Source organism: Paenibacillus brevis (genome assembly GCF_018919145.1).
GTDB classification, from domain to species: domain Bacteria; phylum Bacillota; class Bacilli; order Paenibacillales; family Paenibacillaceae; genus Fontibacillus; species Fontibacillus brevis.
In genome coordinates this window covers 69,473-89,024 of the sequence record NZ_JAHLQJ010000014.1, presented here as the reverse complement: position 1 = coordinate 89,024, position 19,552 = coordinate 69,473, and the positions used below count along the sequence as shown (strand labels likewise).

16 protein-coding genes are annotated in these 19,552 nt (G+C 49.9%); 12 read left to right on the top strand and 4 right to left on the bottom strand.

Annotated elements, in window-relative coordinates:
• Positions 1-152: 152 nt before the first annotated feature.
• From KQJ23_RS16415 to proS, 3 genes are all read left to right on the top strand, one after another.
• The gene (locus tag KQJ23_RS16415) at positions 153-1,994 is read left to right on the top strand and encodes an assimilatory sulfite reductase (NADPH) flavoprotein subunit (protein ID WP_216479995.1); all 1,842 of its coding nucleotides are present in this window, start codon (positions 153-155) and stop codon (positions 1,992-1,994) included.
• A gap of 46 nt (positions 1,995-2,040) precedes the next feature.
• Positions 2,041-3,759, top strand: a complete 1,719-nt coding sequence (cysI, locus tag KQJ23_RS16410; RefSeq protein WP_216479994.1) for an assimilatory sulfite reductase (NADPH) hemoprotein subunit — start codon at positions 2,041-2,043, stop codon at positions 3,757-3,759.
• 384 nt (positions 3,760-4,143) lie between these two features.
• Positions 4,144-5,409 (top strand): proline--tRNA ligase, encoded by a 1,266-nt coding sequence (gene proS, locus KQJ23_RS16405; protein ID WP_216479993.1) that lies wholly within the window; start codon positions 4,144-4,146, stop codon positions 5,407-5,409.
• Between the two features lie 113 nt (positions 5,410-5,522).
• Here the strand turns inward: proS and KQJ23_RS16400 are convergent, their stop codons facing one another.
• The gene (locus KQJ23_RS16400; protein WP_430522309.1) at positions 5,523-6,368 is read right to left on the bottom strand and encodes a YitT family protein; all 846 of its coding nucleotides are present in this window, start codon (positions 6,366-6,368) and stop codon (positions 5,523-5,525) included.
• Positions 6,369-6,519: 151 nt separating this feature from the next.
• Here KQJ23_RS16400 and KQJ23_RS16395 point away from each other — a divergent pair, with 151 nt between their 5' ends.
• The 7 genes from KQJ23_RS16395 to KQJ23_RS16365 all read left to right on the top strand — a co-directional run bounded on the left by KQJ23_RS16395 (position 6,520) and on the right by KQJ23_RS16365 (position 14,652).
• Positions 6,520-7,209 (top strand): response regulator transcription factor, encoded by a 690-nt coding sequence (locus KQJ23_RS16395; protein ID WP_216479991.1) that lies wholly within the window; start codon positions 6,520-6,522, stop codon positions 7,207-7,209.
• Positions 7,206-8,213, top strand: a complete 1,008-nt coding sequence (locus KQJ23_RS16390; RefSeq protein WP_216479990.1) for a sensor histidine kinase — start codon at positions 7,206-7,208, stop codon at positions 8,211-8,213. The genes KQJ23_RS16395 and KQJ23_RS16390 overlap by 4 nt, the downstream gene beginning before the upstream one ends.
• A gap of 110 nt (positions 8,214-8,323) precedes the next feature.
• The gene (locus KQJ23_RS16385; protein ID WP_216479989.1) at positions 8,324-9,079 is read left to right on the top strand and encodes an ABC transporter ATP-binding protein; all 756 of its coding nucleotides are present in this window, start codon (positions 8,324-8,326) and stop codon (positions 9,077-9,079) included.
• Positions 9,076-11,007, top strand: coding sequence for an FtsX-like permease family protein (locus KQJ23_RS16380; protein WP_216479988.1), 1,932 nt, complete (start codon positions 9,076-9,078; stop codon positions 11,005-11,007). The genes KQJ23_RS16385 and KQJ23_RS16380 overlap by 4 nt, the downstream gene beginning before the upstream one ends.
• Positions 11,008-11,139: 132 nt before the next feature.
• The gene (locus tag KQJ23_RS16375) at positions 11,140-11,826 is read left to right on the top strand and encodes a YjjG family noncanonical pyrimidine nucleotidase (protein WP_216479987.1); all 687 of its coding nucleotides are present in this window, start codon (positions 11,140-11,142) and stop codon (positions 11,824-11,826) included.
• A gap of 233 nt (positions 11,827-12,059) precedes the next feature.
• Positions 12,060-12,782, top strand: coding sequence for a YebC/PmpR family DNA-binding transcriptional regulator (locus KQJ23_RS16370; RefSeq protein WP_216479986.1), 723 nt, complete (start codon positions 12,060-12,062; stop codon positions 12,780-12,782).
• Between the two features lie 37 nt (positions 12,783-12,819).
• Entirely contained in the window at positions 12,820-14,652 is a 1,833-nt protein-coding gene (locus KQJ23_RS16365; RefSeq protein ID WP_216479985.1) for a UbiD family decarboxylase, read from the top strand.
• Positions 14,653-14,712: 60 nt separating this feature from the next.
• Here KQJ23_RS16365 and KQJ23_RS16360 read toward each other — a convergent pair whose 3' ends face one another.
• The 3 genes from KQJ23_RS16360 to KQJ23_RS16350 all read right to left on the bottom strand — a co-directional run bounded on the left by KQJ23_RS16360 (position 14,713) and on the right by KQJ23_RS16350 (position 18,153).
• Positions 14,713-15,585, bottom strand: coding sequence for a carbohydrate ABC transporter permease (locus tag KQJ23_RS16360; RefSeq protein ID WP_216479984.1), 873 nt, complete (start codon positions 15,583-15,585; stop codon positions 14,713-14,715).
• Between the two features lie 21 nt (positions 15,586-15,606).
• Positions 15,607-16,464 (bottom strand): carbohydrate ABC transporter permease, encoded by an 858-nt coding sequence (locus KQJ23_RS16355; RefSeq protein ID WP_216480068.1) that lies wholly within the window; start codon positions 16,462-16,464, stop codon positions 15,607-15,609.
• A gap of 342 nt (positions 16,465-16,806) precedes the next feature.
• Positions 16,807-18,153 carry an ABC transporter substrate-binding protein gene (locus tag KQJ23_RS16350; protein WP_216479983.1) on the bottom strand — a complete coding sequence of 449 codons (1,347 nt, stop codon included), beginning with the start codon at positions 18,151-18,153 and terminating at the stop codon, positions 16,807-16,809.
• A gap of 256 nt (positions 18,154-18,409) precedes the next feature.
• Here KQJ23_RS16350 and KQJ23_RS16345 point away from each other — a divergent pair, with 256 nt between their 5' ends.
• Positions 18,410-18,838: a DMT family transporter gene (locus KQJ23_RS16345; RefSeq protein ID WP_216479982.1), complete on the top strand. Its 429-nt coding sequence runs from the start codon at positions 18,410-18,412 to the stop codon at positions 18,836-18,838.
• A gap of 7 nt (positions 18,839-18,845) precedes the next feature.
• A complete protein-coding gene (locus KQJ23_RS16340; RefSeq protein WP_216479981.1) occupies positions 18,846-19,541 on the top strand; it encodes a Crp/Fnr family transcriptional regulator in 696 nt (231 codons plus the stop codon).
• Positions 19,542-19,552 lie beyond the last annotated feature (11 nt).

The window sequence follows — 19,552 nt, the reverse complement described above, 5'->3', positions numbered from 1 at the left end:
TATGTTAACTATCAGTAAATTTAATAGTATCTATAAAATCATTATAATTGACCAGCTTCATGAGCTGTGATAATTTCAAGAGAGTATAATTCTTAGTGCGTTACTAGGAATTTAATGCAGAATTCTATGTAGGCTTGGTGAGGTGGATGAGCTTGGAATTACAAGTATCGAACAGCCCGTTTAATCAGGAACAGACAGAGCTGCTGAACCGGCTGCTCCCGTCATTAACGGATTCGCAGCGGGTATGGCTAAGCGGTTATTTGACAGCTCTTGCTGGTGCAGGTATTTCGGGGGGGCTTGCAGGCCCGGCTGTGTCAGTTCAATCTGCAGCACCTTCCGCAGCTGTGCCGGTTCCTGCGGCATCGAAAGAGATCACGATTCTGTACGGCTCGCAAACCGGCAACAGCAGCGGCTTGGCAAAGAAATTTGCGAAAGCACTGGAAGCCGAGCAGTATCAAGTGACTCTATCATCGATGGGTGATTATAAGACAGGTAATTTAAAAAAGACGAATCAATTATTAGTGATTGTAAGTACCCATGGAGAAGGAGAACCGCCTGACAGCGCTATTTCGTTCTATGAGTTCTTGAACAGCAAGCGGGCTCCGAAGTTGGATGGGCTAAGGTTTTCCGTGCTTGCGCTGGGGGATACGTCCTATGAGTTTTTCTGCCAAACCGGCAAGGACTTTGACAAACGGCTTGAGGAATTGGGCGGTCAACGGCTTGTACCGCGGGTGGACTGCGATGTGGATTTCAGCGAGGATGCTGGCGCATGGTTCTCGCAGGTTACATCGGCTCTTTCCGCCGGATCGGGGTCTGCGACATTAAAGACGGAGGATCTCACAGCTCAAGTGGAAGCGGGAGAATCGTCTTATTCACGCGATAATCCATTCCGGGCAGAAGTGCTGGAAAACCTGAATTTGAACGGACGCGGCTCGGCGCGGGAAACGCGACATCTGGAAATTTCGTTGGAAGGCTCTGGCTTGGATTATGAACCAGGGGACAGCCTCGGCATTTATCCGGAGAATGACCCGCAGCTTGTGGATGCGTTAATCGCAACGTTGGGTTGGAGCGGTGCGGAAGAGGTTACGGTATCCAAATCGGGCGATTTGCTCCCCTCGCGGGAAGCATTGCAGAGACACTTTGAGATCACGGTGTTGACCAAGCCGCTTCTTATCCGATTGGCGGATATCACTGGACATGAGGGACTGGTAAAGCTTGTATCGCCAGGCGAGGAAGAGGCTTTGAAAGGTTATCTGCAGGGAAGAGATCTCTTGGATCTCGTGCAGGATTATCATCTTCAGGGCATCGGTCCGGATGTATTGACCAGCTTGCTTCGTAAGCTGCCGCCAAGGCTGTATTCGATTGCCAGTAGCTCCAAGGCAACTCCGGAAGAAGTGCATGTGACGGTTAGAGCCGTAAGATTTGAAGCGCATGGACGGCAGCGCCGCGGCGTAACCTCTGTCCAATTGGCAGAGCGCGTGCAGCCAGGGGATACGTTGCCTGTGTTCATTCAGCATAACCCGAACTTTAAGCTGCCAAAGGACTCGGATACCAGAATCATTATGATTGGCCCGGGTACGGGTGTAGCTCCCTTCAGAGCATTTTTAAGCGAGCGGGAAGAGAGCGGCGCACAAGGCGAGAGCTGGCTTTTTTACGGGGATCAGCACTTTACGACTGATTTTCTGTATCAAGTGGAATGGCAGCGCTGGCTGAAGGACGGGGTGCTGACACGTATGGACGTTGCTTTCTCGAGAGATACCGAGCAGAAGGTTTATGTCCAGCACCGTATGCTGGAGCACAGCAAGGAGCTGTTCAACTGGCTTGAACAAGGAGCCGTGGTCTATGTATGCGGTGATGAAGGAAGCATGGCACATGATGTTCACGCCGCTCTTGCAACAATCCTGATTCAGGAAGGCGGTCTTACGCCGGAAGCGGCGGCAGAGAGGCTGACAGAAATGCAGCGGCAGCAGCGCTATCAGCGGGATGTCTACTAGGTCGGCAGGGAAGAGAAGAACCCGTGATTGAAAGGAGAAGCTTACTATGTCCGAAAATCATTTATTATCCAAAAACAGTGCACCTCATAGTGATGTAGAAGATATAAAAATACGAAGCAATTACTTGCGCGGCAAGCTTGAAGAAGTGCTGGAGGACCGGATTACGGCATCGATCCCGGAGGATGAGAACCGGCTGATGAAGTTCCATGGCAGTTACATGCAGGATGACCGGGACTTGCGGAATGAACGGAGCAAGCAGAAGCTGGAGCCGGCATATCAGTTCATGCTGCGTGTGCGTGCGCCGGGAGGCGTGGTTACTCCTGCGCAGTGGCTGATGATGGACCGGATTTCCAAGGCCTATGGCAACGGGACGATTCGCTTAACTACGCGGCAATCTTTTCAGCTCCACGGTGTCTTGAAGTGGAATATGAAGAAGACGATCAGAGAGGTGCACGATTCTCTGTTGACTACGCTGGCAGCGTGCGGAGACGTGAACCGGAACGTGATGTGCAACCCGAATCCGCATCAATCCGATATTCATGCCGAGGTCTATCATTGGGCATGCCGTCTGAGCGAGCACCTAGAGCCGCAGACCAAGGCATACCATGAGATTTGGCTTGATGGGGAGAAGGTCCTGGACAGTCAGGAAGCGGAGCAGGAGCCGATTTACGGCAAGGTGTACTTGCCCCGGAAATTCAAGATTGGTCTGGCTGTACCCCCATCCAATGACGTGGATGTATTCTCCCAGGATCTCGGTTTGATCGCCATAGTCGAGGACGGCAAGCTTGCTGGCTTTAATGTGGCTGTCGGCGGAGGCATGGGCATGACGCACGGCGACCCGCTGACCTATCCGCAGGTTGCGAAGATAATCGGATTCTGTACCCCGGAACAGGTGATCGAGATTGCCGAGAAAACGGTGACGATTCAGCGGGATTATGGAGATCGCTCTGTACGGAAGCACGCCCGGTTCAAATATACCATTGATGACCGCGGGGTGGAATGGTTTATCTCCGAACTGACGAGCCGGCTTGGCTGGGGGCTTGCAGAAGCAAGACCTTACAGCTTCGAGGATCACGGAGACCGCTATGGCTGGGTTAAGGGTACGGGCGGCAAATGGCATTTTACGCTCTTTATCGAGAACGGACGAATTAAAGATGAGCAGGATTATCAGTTAATGACGGGCCTGCGGGAAATTGCCGGGATTCATACGGGAGATTTCCGTCTGACCGCTAATCAGAACTTGATTATTGCCAATGTGACCACCGCGAAGAAAAAGAAAATCGAAACTTTGATCGGCCAATATGGCTTGACTGACGGCTTACGCTATTCGGCGCTTCGCCGCAATTCCATGGCTTGTGTGGCACTGCCGACCTGCGGGCTGGCGATGGCGGAATCGGAGCGTTACCTGCCGGATCTGCTTGGCAAGATTGAGCCGCTGCTGGCAGAGAACGGACTTTCTGAAGAGAATATCGTCATCAGAATGACGGGATGCCCGAACGGCTGTGCAAGACCGGCGCTGGCCGAGCTCTCCTTTATAGGGAAAGGACCGGGGAAATACAATATGTACCTTGGGGGAGGCTTCGCCGGAGAGCGCCTGAACAAGCTTTACAAAGAAAATATCGGAGAAGGCGAGATACTTGACTCGCTGCGCAGGCTGCTTTCTCATTATGCCAAGGACAGAAATCCGGAGGAGCATTTCGGGGACTTTACGATCCGTGCCGGCTATATTCAACAGGTGGCCTCAGGACAGGACTTTCACTCGTAAGCCGATTTGTGCGGAAACGGCTTGACTAATGAACTAGAATACAGTATTTTTAGCAATAATTAAATCGCTAAAATGCTATGATCAAGGTCTCAAGTTCAAAGGGTACAGTTCAGAGAGGAAGCCGATCGGTGAAAGGCTTCTCTGCACCGGAATTTCGATCCTGCCTTGTGAGCAGTGACTGATTGTCCGATATCCCTTTAGGATGAGGAGTAGGAAGTCACCGGCCTGGCGCCGTTAATTCCATGAAGGATTGCTTGTATTTGCTTTGCAATCGAATTAGGGTGGTACCACGACACATTCGTCCCTGACCGAATGTGTCTTTTTGCGTTATAGAGGCCGTTCAAAAGTTATTAAATCCATTATTTTATAGTAGGAGAGATGAATATGCTTCAAAGTCGGTTGTTGCAAGGTACGTTGCGGGAGGCTCCGGCCGAAGCGGAGACGGTCAGTCATCAGCTTCTGCTTCGCAGCGGATTGGTGAGGCAGGTTGCCGCAGGAATCTATACGTTTTTGCCATTAGGGAGAAAGGTGCTGCGAAAGGCAGAGCAGATTGTCAGAGAAGAGATGGAGCGATCTGGCGCGCAAGAGGTACTGCTGCCGATGATGCAGCCTGCCGAATTATGGCAGCAATCCGGACGCTATGGAGTCTATGGACAGGAGCTGATTTCTCTAAGCGACCGTCATGGCCGGGAGTTTGCGCTCGGCCCTACCCACGAAGAAGTGATCACTTCCTTGGTTGCTCAGGAGATCAGCTCCTACCGCCGGTTGCCGGTAACCTTATTTCAGATCGGAACGAAGTTTCGGGATGAACGACGTCCCAGATACGGGCTGCTTCGGGGCAGGGAATTTGTCATGAAGGATGCTTATTCCTTTGACAAGGACCTGGAGGGACTGGACCGTTCTTATCAGATGATGTATGAAGCTTACCATCGGATCTTCACTCGTTGTGGGCTGAGATTTCGTGCAGTGGAAGCTGACCCCGGCGCGATTGGCGGAGAAGGAGGAACCCATGAATTTATGGCATTGGCCGAGATCGGAGAGGATACCATTGCAGCATGCAACTGCTGTAACTATGGAGCGAATCTGGAACTGACAGGTATTGCCGAGGGTGACCGCTGTCCACGTTGCTCAGAAGGAACAATGCAGTTCTTTCGCGGAATTGAGCTCGGACATGTATTCAAGCTGGGGACTAAATACAGCGAAGCAATGGGTGCTGCTTTCCTTGATGAAAAAGGAGTAAGCAGGCCGGTCATTATGGGCTGCTACGGGATCGGCGTATCCAGACTTCTATCTGCGGTTATCGAGCAGCATCATGATGCAGATGGGATTATCTGGCCTTTGTCCCTGGCGCCTTATCAAGTTCATCTCGTTCCCGTGTCCGCCAAGGATGGGCAGCAAATGCAGGTTGCCCGCGATTTGTATAACCGCCTGAAGCAGGCCGGAGCGGATGTGTTGCTTGATGACAGAGATGAACGGGCAGGCGTCAAATTCAAGGATAGCGATCTGTTGGGGCTGCCGGTTAGAATCACGATCGGCAAAGAGGCAGGACAGGGAAAGGTTGAATTTTTGGAACGCCGCGCATTGTCCGATAATCGTCAGATGAAAGTAGAAGAAGCCATCGCGGAAGCGATAGCGGTCTTGCAAGGCTAACTGGGAACCCGGTGCGGCAAAAAAAAGAAGGAAGGTGCCCCTGCGACAACAGCGGTCGTAAGGACACCTTCACTTGCAGCCATCTCTTATGTACTCTGCAGCCTGTAAGGCTGCTAATTCTTCGGTCTCGCAAATCGTCCCAATATTTCAGTCGATTGGACAACGTTCATAAAAGCCTTGGGATCCGTCTCGGTAACGGCTTGCCGCACCGCTGCCAGCTCATAGCGAGTCGTCACGGTCATCAGCGTATAGTTCCGTTCTTCGCTATAGCCGCCCTCCGAATGAAGGCAGGTAATTCCGTGATGGAGCTTGCGAAGCCGGCACAGCATCTCGTCCCGCTTTTTGGTAATGATGAAGCAGGTCACCTTGATGTGGCCTACGTGAATCATATCGACGACCTTACCTTTGACAAAGGTAGATAGCATGGAATACAATGCCAAGTCCCAACTCTTGTAGAAACCGAGCAGCAGGATGACAACACCGTTCATGACAAACAGAATGTTGCCCATTGCGATATCTCTTCTGCGCGTCACAATGGAACCAACGATGTCGAACCCGCCGGTTGATCCGCCGGCACGCAGTGCAAAGCCGATACCGATGGCGGAGATGATGCCTCCGAACACGGCTGCCAGAATCGGGTCCTTGGTTAAACGAACCTGGGGGATAACAGCCATAAACCAGGTGGTGCTAACGACAGAGATCAGGCTTAGCACTATATATCTTTTGCCAACTGCTCTCCAGCCCCATATAATCAAGGGGGCATTGATCAGAAAATACAAGATGGATATATTCCAGTCTGATACATATCCGATGATTGAAGCTACGCCTGCAACGCCACCGGATAATAACTGGTGAGGAATGAGGAAGAAATTGAGACCTGCCGCGACTAGCAGGGAGGAGAGAAGAATAATTGCAATTTCTTTTGCGGGTCTTAAGCTTGATTTGATTGGTTTGCTCAAAAGTGCTGAGCCTGAATCGACTTTCATGACTGCGCCTGCTTTCTCTGGTAATAAAAATTGTTTATCGGCTTAAATTATCTTTTCTATCAGTATATCCGACAATGATAATGATCACCAACTAAAATTTTTTAACCTTCGCGAGGTGGAAACGATGTTCAAAATTATGCTCATTGAGGACGATACAACCTTATTCGGGGAGATCAAGGCCCGCTTGTCGCAATGGTCGTATGAGGTATATGGAGTGTCTGATTTTGGCCGGGTGCTTCAAGAGGTTCACCAGCTTGGGCCCGAGCTGATTCTGATTGACATCCAGCTCCCGCAATACGACGGCTTCCATTGGTGCAGACAAATTCGTGCTCATTCCAATGTGCCGATCATCTTTCTCTCCTCCCGCGATCATCCCATGGATATGGTCATGGCCATGCAGCTTGGGGGCGATGATTTCGTCCAAAAGCCGTTTCATTTCGAAGTGTTGATTGCCAAAATCCAGGCGATTCTTCGTCGGGTGTACGACTACAGTACAGAGCGGGTCGAGCTTCGCTCATGGCAAGGAGCAACGATTGAATTCGTTAAAAACCTTGTTACCCTTCAAGATTCCAGTGTTCTGCTGACCAAGAATGAGATGTTGATTTTGAAAATTCTGATCGAGCATAAAAATACGATTGTTAGCCGGGAGGAACTGATCCGCAGCCTCTGGGACAACGAGCATTTTGTCAGCGATAATACGCTCACCGTCAATGTGAACCGGTTGCGCAAGAAGCTGGAGCCGCTGGGGCTGGAGAAATATATCGAGACCCGGACAGGACAGGGATATATTGCCACGGAAGAGGCCGATTTATGATCAGGGATTTTTTAAGGGAGAGACGGAGCTGGCTGCTGTTATTGCTCGGCATGCAGCTACTGCTGCTGCTTCTGGCCTTTGTAGACTCAGCAATTCCATTTCTGCCCGTGCTGTATGCTGTCGGCCTGAATACGCTTCTGTGCGTTGGTTTCGTTATATTAAGATATTCACGGGAAACCTCATTTTACCGGGAGCTTGATGCCTGGGATCATGCGTATGACCTGACTGGTTTACAGGAGGCAGGCAGCCCGCTGGAGCAGAGAGTACTAAGTGCAGTTACCCGCCAGAGTGAACGCTTCCGCAAGGAGACAGATGGGCATTTCTTGCTTCTGGAGCAGGAAAAGGACGATATGCTGGCCTGGATACACGAGATGAAGACGCCTCTGACCGCGATGAAGCTGATGATTGAACGGTTGCCGGAGGAAGCCTTGAGGCAACAGATGATGTACGAGTGGCTTCGTATTCATCACTTGCTTGACCGCCAGCTGCATCAGAAGCGCATTCCCTTTATGGAGAAGGACCTTTATTTTGAGCAGCTCGATCTGGAGGCCGTTCTTCACGGCGAGATCAAAGGATTGCAATCCTGGTGTATTCGTAAAGGCATTGGATTTGACCTGATGCTGGAGGAGAAGCTCGTCGTATCGGATGCCAAATGGACGGCGTTCATTCTTCGGCAGCTATTGACGAATGCGGTTAAATACAATCGTGAGGGCTCTGAAGTTGAGATTATCAGCGGCGAGGAAGAAGGGCATCTGATGCTTTCGATCAAGGATTCCGGAGAGGGAATTACGGCCAGAGATTTACCAAGAATCTTCGAAAAGGGCTTTACCTCCACGCAAAACCATCAGTCCAGCGCGGCGACAGGAATGGGACTCTATCTGGCCAAGCAGGCCGCAGATTCCTTGAGTATTCAACTGAAGGTGTCTTCTGTGCCTGGAGCAGGCTCGATATTCACCCTCATTTTCCCCCGAGAAAATGAGTTGCAGCATCTTACCGGCATGTGACAGGAATGTCACATGCCGGTTTGCTTTTGTTCGTTGATTCGCAGGAAGGCAGCTTCTCAGGCAGGGTATAATAATGCCATAAACAAGGATATATCGAGGAGTGAGTCGTTTTGACCATCTTGGAAGCAGCTAAAATAGTAAAAGTATACGGGAACAAATTTAATCGGCAGGAGGTCCTTAAGGGGATTGATCTGAAGGTGGAGAAGGGAGAGTTTGTGGGGATCATGGGTCCATCCGGCTCAGGCAAGACAACTCTCTTAAATGTACTGTCGACGATTGACCGGGTCAGTCAGGGCTCGATCCGCATCGAAGGCAAGGATTTTACCGGCATGAAGGAAAAGGAATTGGCCGAGTTCCGCAAACAGCATCTTGGATTTATTTTTCAGGATTATAATTTGCTGGACACATTGACGGTGAAGGAGAATGTATTGCTTCCGCTGTCCATTACCGGCGTAAGCAAGCAGGAAGCGCAGAACAGGTTCCGACAGGTCTCATCCGAGCTGGGAATTTATGAGCTTGCGAACAAGTATCCTGCAGAAATCTCGGGCGGGCAGAAGCAGCGGACTTCCGCAGCGCGCGCATTCATCCATCAGCCGAGTATTATATTTGCGGACGAGCCAACCGGGGCTCTGGACTCCAAATCGGCAAGTGATTTGCTGGGGAAGCTGGGCGAGATGAACACCAAGTTCGCATCGACCATTGTGATGGTGACGCATGATGCTGCAGCAGCAAGCTATTGCAGCCGGGTTATTTTCATTCGGGACGGACAGATTTATTCCCAACTCAACAAGGGCGATGAGAGCCGTCAGGCATTTTACAATGATATTATCCGAACGCAAAGTGTGCTGGGCGGGGTGCAGCCATGAGCTTGCGGGTGATCATTTTACGGAATCTAAGAAAGAATATTAAAAATTATTATCTGTATGTCTTCGCCTTGATTTTCAGTGTGGCCTTATATTTCTCGTTTGTTACCCTGCAATATAATCCTTCGCTTGACGAGCTGGAAGGGACTGTCAAGGGGGGAGCTGCTATCGGCGCTTCCTCAGTTCTGCTGGTCGTGATCGTCGCTGTCTTTCTGCTATATGCGAACACCATCTTCATCAAACGTCGCAGCAAGGAGATCGGGTTGTTTCAGTTGGTGGGTCTGACGAAGGGGAAGATCTTCAAGATCCTTACCGTTGAAAATCTGATGCTGTATTTCGGCGCCATGGCGGTCGGTATTTTTGCAGGCTTCGCGGTATCGAGACTCATTCTGATGATATTGTTAAAGATCATTCAGGTTGATGCCATTGCCGGGCTCAGCTTTTCTCCCCAAGCACTGGTTCAGACGGTAATTGTGTTCTCGGGCATCTATCTATTGATAATGCTGATGAACTATCTGTTTATCAAAGGACAGAGCATTCTCAGTCTGTTCCGGGCTGTGGCGCTGGCCCAGCAGCGGGTGGAAAAGCTCTCGTTCTGGAGCATTTTGATGGGGATCGCGGGGATCGCGCTTATTTTGCTGGGCTATCAAGTGTCGTCCCAACTGTTCAGCGGGAAATTCACGGATATGAACCAGTTATTGGGCGCTATGCTGTTTATCCTGGGATCGGTAATCGCGGGAACGTACTTTTTCTATAAAGGCTCCGTGAGCTTCATCTTTAATCTGATCCGCAGAAGCAAGAGAGGCTATCTAACGATCAAAGAAGTGCTTTCATTATCTTCGATCATGTTCCGTATGAAGTCGAACGCACTGCTGCTCACGGTGATTACCACGCTATCTGCACTGGCGATCGGGATGCTGTCTCTCAGCTACATTTCGTACTATTCGGCGGCTTCCATGGCAAAAAATAATGTTCCGAACGACTTCTCTTTCTATAAGAGTGAGTGGGTGGACGAGTTCACATCTGTTCTGAATTCTGAAGGTATCGCCTATAAGGAAAGCGTGCTTGAACCGGTATGGGTCAACATGGATGCAAAATCGTTCCTCAATAAAGACATGCTTGATATCCAATCCGATACCCTAAGCGTAGCCGTGCTTGGCGATTCAGCCATCGGGGAGGATATTCAGGCCGGAGAGGCATTATTCCGGGGGATGGATGGGGGCTTGATGAACTATATGCCAATGGGTAATTTGGACAACATCACGTTATTGGCTGAAGGGAAATCATTCCCGCTAGATTTAATCGGCTTCGACAAAGAAACTATGCTGCCGTTCTATTTCTCTTCCGGTTTTCCTGTCGTCATTGTAGATGAGTCGATCTATCAGGAGCTTAAGGTTGGATTCAGTTCGGACCGGGAATTCACGGTGTACTACGGAGTAGACGTAACAGACCGTTCCCAACTGAAAAATGCTAACAAAGCATTCGCAAGCATGGATTTGTTTAAAGATGAATACGGCGCAAACTCCCAATACAACTACGAGATCGAGCAGCGTGCGAACTTTGGGTTGATCATGTTCATCGTCGGATTTCTGGGTCTTACCTTCTTAGTCACTTCCGGATGTATTCTCTATTTCAAGCAAATGGATGAGAGTGAAGAAGAGAAGCCGGGTTATACCATTCTCCGCAAGCTGGGCTTTACCCAGGATGATCTGGTCGGAGGAATTCGCTACAAGCAGCTGTTCAACTTCGGCATTCCGCTTGTGATCGGGCTTAGCCACAGTTATTTTGCCGTAAAATCAGGCTGGTTCTTCTTCGGCACAGAAATGCTGACTCCAATGCTGCTGGTCATGCTGCTCTATACGGTGCTCTATTCCATCTTTGGTATATTGTCTGTTATGTATTATAAACAAGTGATTAAGCAGTCGTTATAGCTATGTTCTTAAGGCTTGCCTTGGGTGATCCCAGGGTAAGCCTTTTATTGCGCGAGGACATTCGCGCATGACAAAGACGGTATGAATCGCTACAATCAAGAGGAAGCTAGTTCATAACGGAGGTCTAGAGAGATGAAATACCATACTTTATTGTTTGATGCGGATGAAACCTTATTCGATTTTTCCCGAACGGAGACAGCGGCACTTGAGGACACCTTTCTTGCCCATGAGATGGAGTTCTTGCCGATGCATTTCGAACGGTATAAAGAAATTAACCATGAACTGTGGAGCGAGCTGGAAGCGGGACTAATCAGCAGCCAGCTGCTGCGTACGGAACGCTTCTCCCGCCTGTTCCAGGCGTTCACGCTGGATTTGGATCCTGTCGCTTTTAGCGGCGAATATTTGGTGAATTTGGGCAGAGGGGCCTATTTGCTGGATGGCGCGGAAGAATTATGCTGCGCATTATCCGCTCAAGGATATCGCCTCGCAATCATCACCAACGGGATTAAAGAGGTACAGCATGAACGTATTCGGAGATCTCCGCTCAGCAACACCTTTGAGCAGGTCATCGTATCGGAGGAGGCGGGGTCCCAGAAGCCGGAATCAGGAATATTTGATGTTGCATTTGCGAAGCTGGGCCTTCAAGATAAAGATGGAGTCCTTATGATCGGCGATTCCTTAAGCAGCGATATCCAAGGCGGCAACCGGTACGGCATAGAAACCTGCTGGTTCAATCCCCGCCGGGCAGACAACAAGACAGATATACAGCCGACATATGAGATTCATGCGCTTCACGAGCTTTTTGATATTATCGGATGATTTGAAGCAACGATTACGAGGGAGTTCTCGCTTTATCATCAAGACATCCGAAAACATTATGATTTAAACGATGCCTGGGTGGCTGCTCCGCCAATATATCGCGGGAAATAAGTGCTTGCAGTGTGTAGTTGTAAGTGAAACATGATGTATGGTCACTTGATCGACCATTTTTACTATCAAGAATTGATGGTATAATAGATTGCGAAAATTTCAAATAGAAAGCAGGTACACCGATGGGTCGTAAATGGAATAATATTAAGGAAAAGAAAGCTTCGAAAGATGCTAATACAAGCCGGATTTATGCCAAGTTTGGCGTAGAAATTTATGTGGCTGCAAAGAAAGGCGAGCCTGATCCGGAATCCAACCGTGCGTTGAAGGTCGTGCTTGAGCGCGCGAAGACATACAATGTCCCGAAGGCGATTATCGACCGTGCTTTGGACAAGGCCAAGGGAAGCGGAGAAGAAACTTATGTGGACCTGCGGTACGAAGGCTTCGGACCGAATGGCTCGATGGTCATCGTAGACTCGCTTACAAACAATGTTAACCGGACAGCTTCGGCGGTGCGCGCTGCTTTCAATAAAAACGGAGGCAACATGGGAGTGAATGGCTCGGTATCCTATATGTTTGATTCTACTGCCGTGATCGGTGTGGCAGGTAAGACCCTCGATGAAGTGTTTGAGCTGCTGATGGAGGCCGACGTCGAGGTGCGCGATATCGTGGAGGAAGAAGACACAGTGATCGTCTATGCTGAACCGGATCAGTTCCACGAAGTACAGGAAGCATTCCGGGCTTCAGGAATTACCGAGTTTACGGTCGCTGAGCTGACGATGCTTGCCCAGAACTATATTACCTTGCCTGAAGATTCTGTTGCTCAATTCGAGAAGCTGATCGACGCTCTGGAGGATCTGGAGGATGTGCAGCAGGTTTATCATAACGTGGAGTTTGACGAAGAATAAGATTGCGGCCCCATGCCCATAGAATGGAGCTTACCTTATGTATCGTAGTATGGAAGAATGCCTGATTGATTTGGAGAAGCACGGACATCTGATCCGGATCCGGGAGGAGGTTGATCCTCATCTGGAGATGGCGTCGATTCACCTGAGGATGTATGAGGCTGGCGGCCCTGCACTGTTATTTGAGAGGGTAAAAGGCTCCAAATTCCGTGCGGTTTCCAATTTGTTCGGAACGATGGAACGCAGCAAGTTTATCTTTCGCAACACATGGGATGTCACCCAGCGGATTATCGCTTTGCGCAATAATCCGCTCACCGCTTTGAAGCATCCGCTGCAAAGCGTCGGAACCGGGTTAGCCGCTCTGACGGCGCTCCCGATGAAGGGGATGAGTTCTCGCCCGGTTGCTGCGCAGGAGATTGCGATCTCCGATCTGCCGCTGATTAAGCACTGGCCGATGGATGGCGGGGCCTTTGTGACCTTGCCCCAAGTGTATACGGAGGATCCGGAAAAGCCGGGAATAATGAATTCCAATCTGGGGATGTATCGGGTTCAGCTCAGCGGCAACAGCTATGAGCAGGATCGCGAGGTAGGAGTCCATTACCAGATTCATCGCGGAATCGGGATTCACCAGACTAAAGCAACGAAACGGGGAGAGCCGCTCAAGGTCAGTATCTTTGTCGGCGGGCCCCCTTCACATACGCTGGCCGCAGTCATGCCGCTGCCGGAGGGTCTGAGTGAGTTAACGGTTGCCGGTATGCTTGGCGGTCGCCGGTTCCGCTACAGCTACGAGGATGGCTTCTGTATTAGCCATGATGCTGACTTTGTCATTACCGGCGAGATTTATCCTGAGGATACGAAGCCGGAAGGACCGTTCGGGGATCATCTGGGCTATTACAGTCTGGTTCATCCTTTCCCGGTGATGAAGGTACGCAAGGTGTACGCCAGGGAACACGCGATCTGGCCGTTTACGGTGGTTGGCCGGCCGCCTCAAGAGGATACGGCGTTCGGGGAACTGATTCATGAATTGACCGGGGATGCCATCAAGCAGGAAATTCCGGGGGTCAAAGAGGTTCATGCCGTCGATGCAGCCGGGGTTCATCCGTTGCTATTTGCCATTGGCAGTGAACGATATACGCCTTACCAGCAGGTGAAGCAGCCTGCCGAGCTGCTGACGCTTGCCAATCGGATTCTTGGAACCGGACAACTGAGTCTTGCCAAGTATCTGTTCATTACGGCAGAGGACCGGCAGCCGCTGGATACGCATGAGATCGAGCAGTTCCTAATGTACATTCTGGAACGGATGGATCTGAAGCGTGACATTCATTTTCAGACGAATACGACGATCGATACCCTCGATTATTCCGGTACGGGTCTAAATACCGGGAGCAAGGTTGTATTTGCTGCTTACGGCGATGCGAAGAGAGAGCTCTGCCGAGAGGTTCCTGAGCTGCTGAAGAATATTCGCGGACTTGATAACCCGCGTCTGGTATTCCCGGGAGTCGTGGCTGTTGAAGCCGGAAAATTCGAGTCGTATGAACAAGCTGCCGGGCAAATGAGGGAGATCAGCGATGCTATCCTAGAGCAGGGAACGCTTGCATCCTGTCCAATGCTGGTGGTGTGCGATGACAGCTCCTTCTTAAGTGAATCCTTAAGCAATTTTTTGTGGGTCACATTTACCCGCAGCAATCCTTCTCATGATATTCATGGTGTGAACAGCTATGTGGAGCATAAGCACTGGTCTTGCGATAATGTCATCATTGATGCCCGTTCCAAGCCGCATCAGGCCCCGCCGCTTCTGCACGACCCAGCAGTCGAGAAGCGAGTGGATGAGCTGTTCGCCCGAAATGGCAGTCTTAGCTCGATCCGGTTGTAAATGGACAGCAAAAGAGCTTTCCTATCCGTCTAAGCAGACGAGCGGGAAAGCTCTTTTTTGTTACCCCTTGATGGCACCTTCGGTCAGGCCTTTCTGAATATACTTCGAAATGAAAAGGTAGACGATGAGTACGGGAATGACAGTCAGGCAAACGGCCGTTGCCATTAACCCGAAGTCGGTGCCATATTGCGAACTGATCTCATTCAAGAGCGCAACGATTGGGCGCACATTTTCCTTATTCACGAAGATTAACGCCGAGAACAAGTCATTATAGGACCAGAGAAAGACGAAAATACTGGCTGATGCAAAGACTGGCTGGGAGATCGGCACGAAAATTCGGCTGAACATATTCAGGCGGTTGCACCCGTCTATGAATGCCGCTTCCTCAAGCTCCTTGGGAATCGTCTGCATATAGCCTGCCATAACAAGAATGGCGAAGGTCAAATTACCGGCCGTATGCGGCAGAATGAGCCCCCAATACGTATTGACCAGGCTGGTCTTGATCAGCAGCTCATAAACCGGAACGACGGTGGCAAAGGCCGGGATAAGCAGCGTCGCATACAGAATGGAGAAGATGATCCTTTTACCGGAAAAGCTGAACCTGGAGAGCACGTAGGCAGCAAGCCCGCCAAAGATCAGCACGAGCAGGACGGTGGCCCCAGACATGATCAGACTGTTGATATAGCTCTTCCCAATATTCATCCGGTCAAAGGCATTCTGGTAATTGATCAGATCCGGCTTTAGCGCAAGCCCGAAGGAATTGTTCATGACATCCCGTGACACCTTGAAGGAGTTATTCACAATCCAGAAGAGCGGATAGATAGTTGTCATAGCCCAAGCGCTCAGAAAGAAATAGATCAATACGCTGCTCCATCGGAAGCGCCTGAATTCCCTCCGCTGAACCCGACGATCTACAGATATTGTTGGCTGCATAACGGTACACCCCTATATCGCTTAGTATGTAATCTCATCACGCTTGAGCAGGCGATTGGCCAGCAGGGACAGCAGAACGCCGAAGACGACCATGTAGATGGCAATCGCGGAGCCATATCCAAAGTTCTGGTCAACCATCGCTTTTTTGTACATATACGTACCGAGCACCTCGGTTCCGTTCTGTCCGCTGGTAATGACCCAGATGAACTCGAACACCTTCAATGTCCCGGTAATGGCAAGCGTAATGACGACCTTGATATCGCTCATAATCAGCGGAATGGTCAGCATCGTCGTTCGTTTGAAGGCAGAAATGCCCTCCAGCTTGGCAGCCTCATAATAGTCCGAAGGAATCTTGGACATCGCTGTCAGGAACAACACGAAATAGAACCCGACATAGTGCCATACTGTAGGCACGGATACAGCTTTGAGTGCATTGCCCTCATCCAGCCACAGCACCTTGTCAATTCCGAAATTCGCAAGAACACTGTTAAGGAGACCGAAATTGTAGTTGTAAAATAGCACGAATAAAAGCGAAATTGCCGTTCCCGAAATGACGACCGGGAAGAAAAAGACGGTACGGTAAAAGCCCTTCAGCTTGCCGATCAGATCAACCATGACTGCCAGGACAAGCGCGATTCCGACTTGAAACAAGATGACATACAGCATGATTTCAAGTGTGTGCAGCGTGGCAGCTCCAAGCAGATCGTCCGTAAACAGCCGAGTGTAGTTATCCCAGCCGATAAATTTCTTGTCGAAAAAGCCCTTGGTCCGGAAGAAGCTTAAATACAAGCTCTTAAAGAAAGGGTAGTACATGAATACACTCATCAGGATTGCTGCCGGGAGGAGAAACAGGAAGATGTATTTCCGATCACCCTTCATCATCATCACCCTTGCTGTAAAGTAGTGGCTATATAAGTTGGACAAATAAAAATACTTCTGGAGGAAACGTGTGCAGTGTACTTACGATCGCTGTTGTTCTCGGATTTCTTGGATTGGATTAAGCCATCACAAGGGAGAAATCCGCTCACAAAGGCGAACGTTAACGCTTTATGCTTCCGAAGTAGCTTTCTTACAGAAAGCTTTTAACACTGCACACTTATGCCTTTACCAAGTAATTTATCAGTTCAACTTATATAGCTTAGGCAAACGGGTGCGCCGCCCGAATGGAAGAGAAGGGGGCGGCGCAAGCGTTCTTAGCAGTGAAGTTCGCCAGTGAACAGTTTAGTTCTTATTGGCGTCCTCAACTTTTTTGGCGCTGTCAATCGCTTCGGTTGGAGTCTTCTTGCCCGTTACAACCTGTTGAACGCTGGCACGAAGATCGGAGAAGGTCTCAGGAGCTACCTTGCTGTCCACTGGTGCACTGATTGAATCAGCCTTGGCCGTCATTGCGAAGCCGTCAAGCTGAACCTGTTGAAGACCTGTGACTTCCACGTCGGCAGCAGGTGTTCCGCCATTCGCACTGGCAATAGCCTTAATGCTGTCCGGTGCCGTCAGATGCTTCAACAGCTCAATCGCCGTGTCTTTCTTAGCTGCATTATCGTAAGTGGCCTTGGACAGATAGAATCCGGAGCCGAAACCGCCGACAATGTCATTGCCACTGCCTGCACCGCCAGGTACAGTAGGGAAAGGAATTACTGTAGTGTTGGCACGCGTCTCATCACTCCAGCCGCCGATTGCCCAAGAACCCTCAATCGTCATGGCTGCAAGACCTTCACTATAATAGTTGCCGGTCATATTCAGGTCGATGGTCGCGGCATCTTTCGGGAAGGCGCCGAGCTCATAAAGCTCCTTCATCGCTGCATAGGCCTTCTCCCAATTTGGATCGATCCCTTCAGCCAGTCCTTTATCCTGTCCGGCAGGTCCAGCCGCTGAGAGGATCGTGTGCTCGATCAAATAGTGGGATTGATCGAATGGAACGGAGAGAGGAATAATATCCTTTGCTGCAAGCGCCTTGACGGCAGTAGTCAGCTTTGTCCAATCCGTAGGCAATTCCAGTCCGTTATCCTCGAAGATCTTTTTGTTGACGAACAGACCTTCGTAGAAGCCGGTCAATGGAGCGGCATAGATGTTTCCATCCGCCTGTCTGGCCAGTTCCAGTGCATCTGGAATGAACCCGTTCTTCCAGTCCGCATTCGCGTCCAGGATCTCATTTAATGGAACGACCTTACCGGCATTGACAAAGCCTTCGGCATCGGCTCCGATAAAGTAGAAGAGGAGATCCGGCTCATTGCCGCTGGTCATATCCGTATTTACCTTGGTACGGAATCCGTCATCATTAGCCGACATGGTGTCATTTTCAACCGTTACGTTCGGGTGACTAGTCGTAAATTCATCAATGACCGCTTGGAACGCATCGCGTGCAGCGTCGGTTCCGCCAAAAGTGGAGAATACGCGGAGCGTAACCTTCTCGGCTTCTTTCGCCGGTTCTTCGACGGCTGGCTGATTGGCGTTGGTGTTGCCCGAAGCCGGTGCATTGTTGCCTGCATTGTTATTACTATTTCCGCAGGCGGCGATAAACATGGAGAACAACATCATGACGCTCAGTAAAACGATAGAAGTTCTTTTCAACAGAATTCCCCCTAAATTTGATTGTTGTGCGCGAAATCTGGCTGTTAGCAAAATAGTAACGTAAGAAAGGGTTTTCAAATAGGGGGATTATCTTATAAACGAGGGGTAAAATAATCCAATTCCCATATCATGTCAGCAGTCCCTAAAGGGAAGTAATCACATTAATAATTAATTACATAAAGGACATATGTCCTTTCAAGTTTGGCAATATGCCATTAAAGTAGCTGTAGCAGAACTTTTGGAGGATCGATAGAGGATGAGAGGAATTTTATTTGCCATTCTTGGCGGAGCATTTATCACTTTTCAAGGGGTTGCTAACGCCCGGATCAGTCAGGATCTTGGGACCTGGCAGGCAGCAGCCCTAACGCAATGCACCGGATTTGTGGTTGCATTGCTTGTATTGTTGGCATTCAAGGATGGACATCCTCGTCAATTCAAGCGGGTGAAACCCCTTTACTTGGCCGGCGGCTCCTTTGCCGCGATCGTTATATTCAGCAATGTAAAAGCGATCGAGCTGGTCGGCGTTACCTTCAGTACTTCTTCGGTATTAATCGCCCAATTGCTCGTTACCTTCCTAATAGACAGCTTCGGGTGGTTCGGACTGCCCAAGCAACAGATGAAGCTGCCTCAATTTATCGGCATCGGCATGATGATCGCTGGTGTTGTTGTGATGGGATGGAGGTAAGAGGTTTATGGAAGAGAAACAGAAAAAGATTGAGGACTATTTAATGGAGCTCGGACTTCTTAAGGTGGTCCCGGGGGAGATTCTACCTTATATGTCCTTATCGAGCTACCAGCCCGGAGAATGGATCTGCTCGCAGGGAGAAGCCGCAGATACGCTTTATTTTTTGGTCCAAGGAAAAATCAAGATTTATACCACCTCATCCGAGGGAAAGACACTGGTGCTCTCTTTTAAAACCCCGCTTGATCTCGTAGGAGACATTGAATATATCCAGCGCTGTGAAACGCTCAATACGGTCGAAGCTGTGACACCGGTTCAGATGCTTGCCATCCAATACCGGTGGCTGGATCGGTTCGGAGACCAGAATGCTGCATTTTTGAGATTCATGCTGGATATTATTACGAAAAAGTTTTTTATGAAGTCAAGCTCGCTGAGCTTCAATTTGTTGTATCCGGCGGAGGTCCGGTTAGCCAGCTATCTGTTATCCGTTGTTGATGATGGCACGGAAGAAGCGGTGAACAGCCAGATTAAGCTGGAGGTTCTTAAGGATGCGGCAGGCATGATTGGTGTCAGCTACCGGCATATGAACCGGATATTGTCGCAATGGACGGAAGCCGGGCTTGTCGAACGCGAGCTGGATGGCATTACACTGCGGAACTGGTCGGAACTGAAGGAGCTATCCAAGTACGGAAGCTACGAATCTTGAGGATAGAGAGG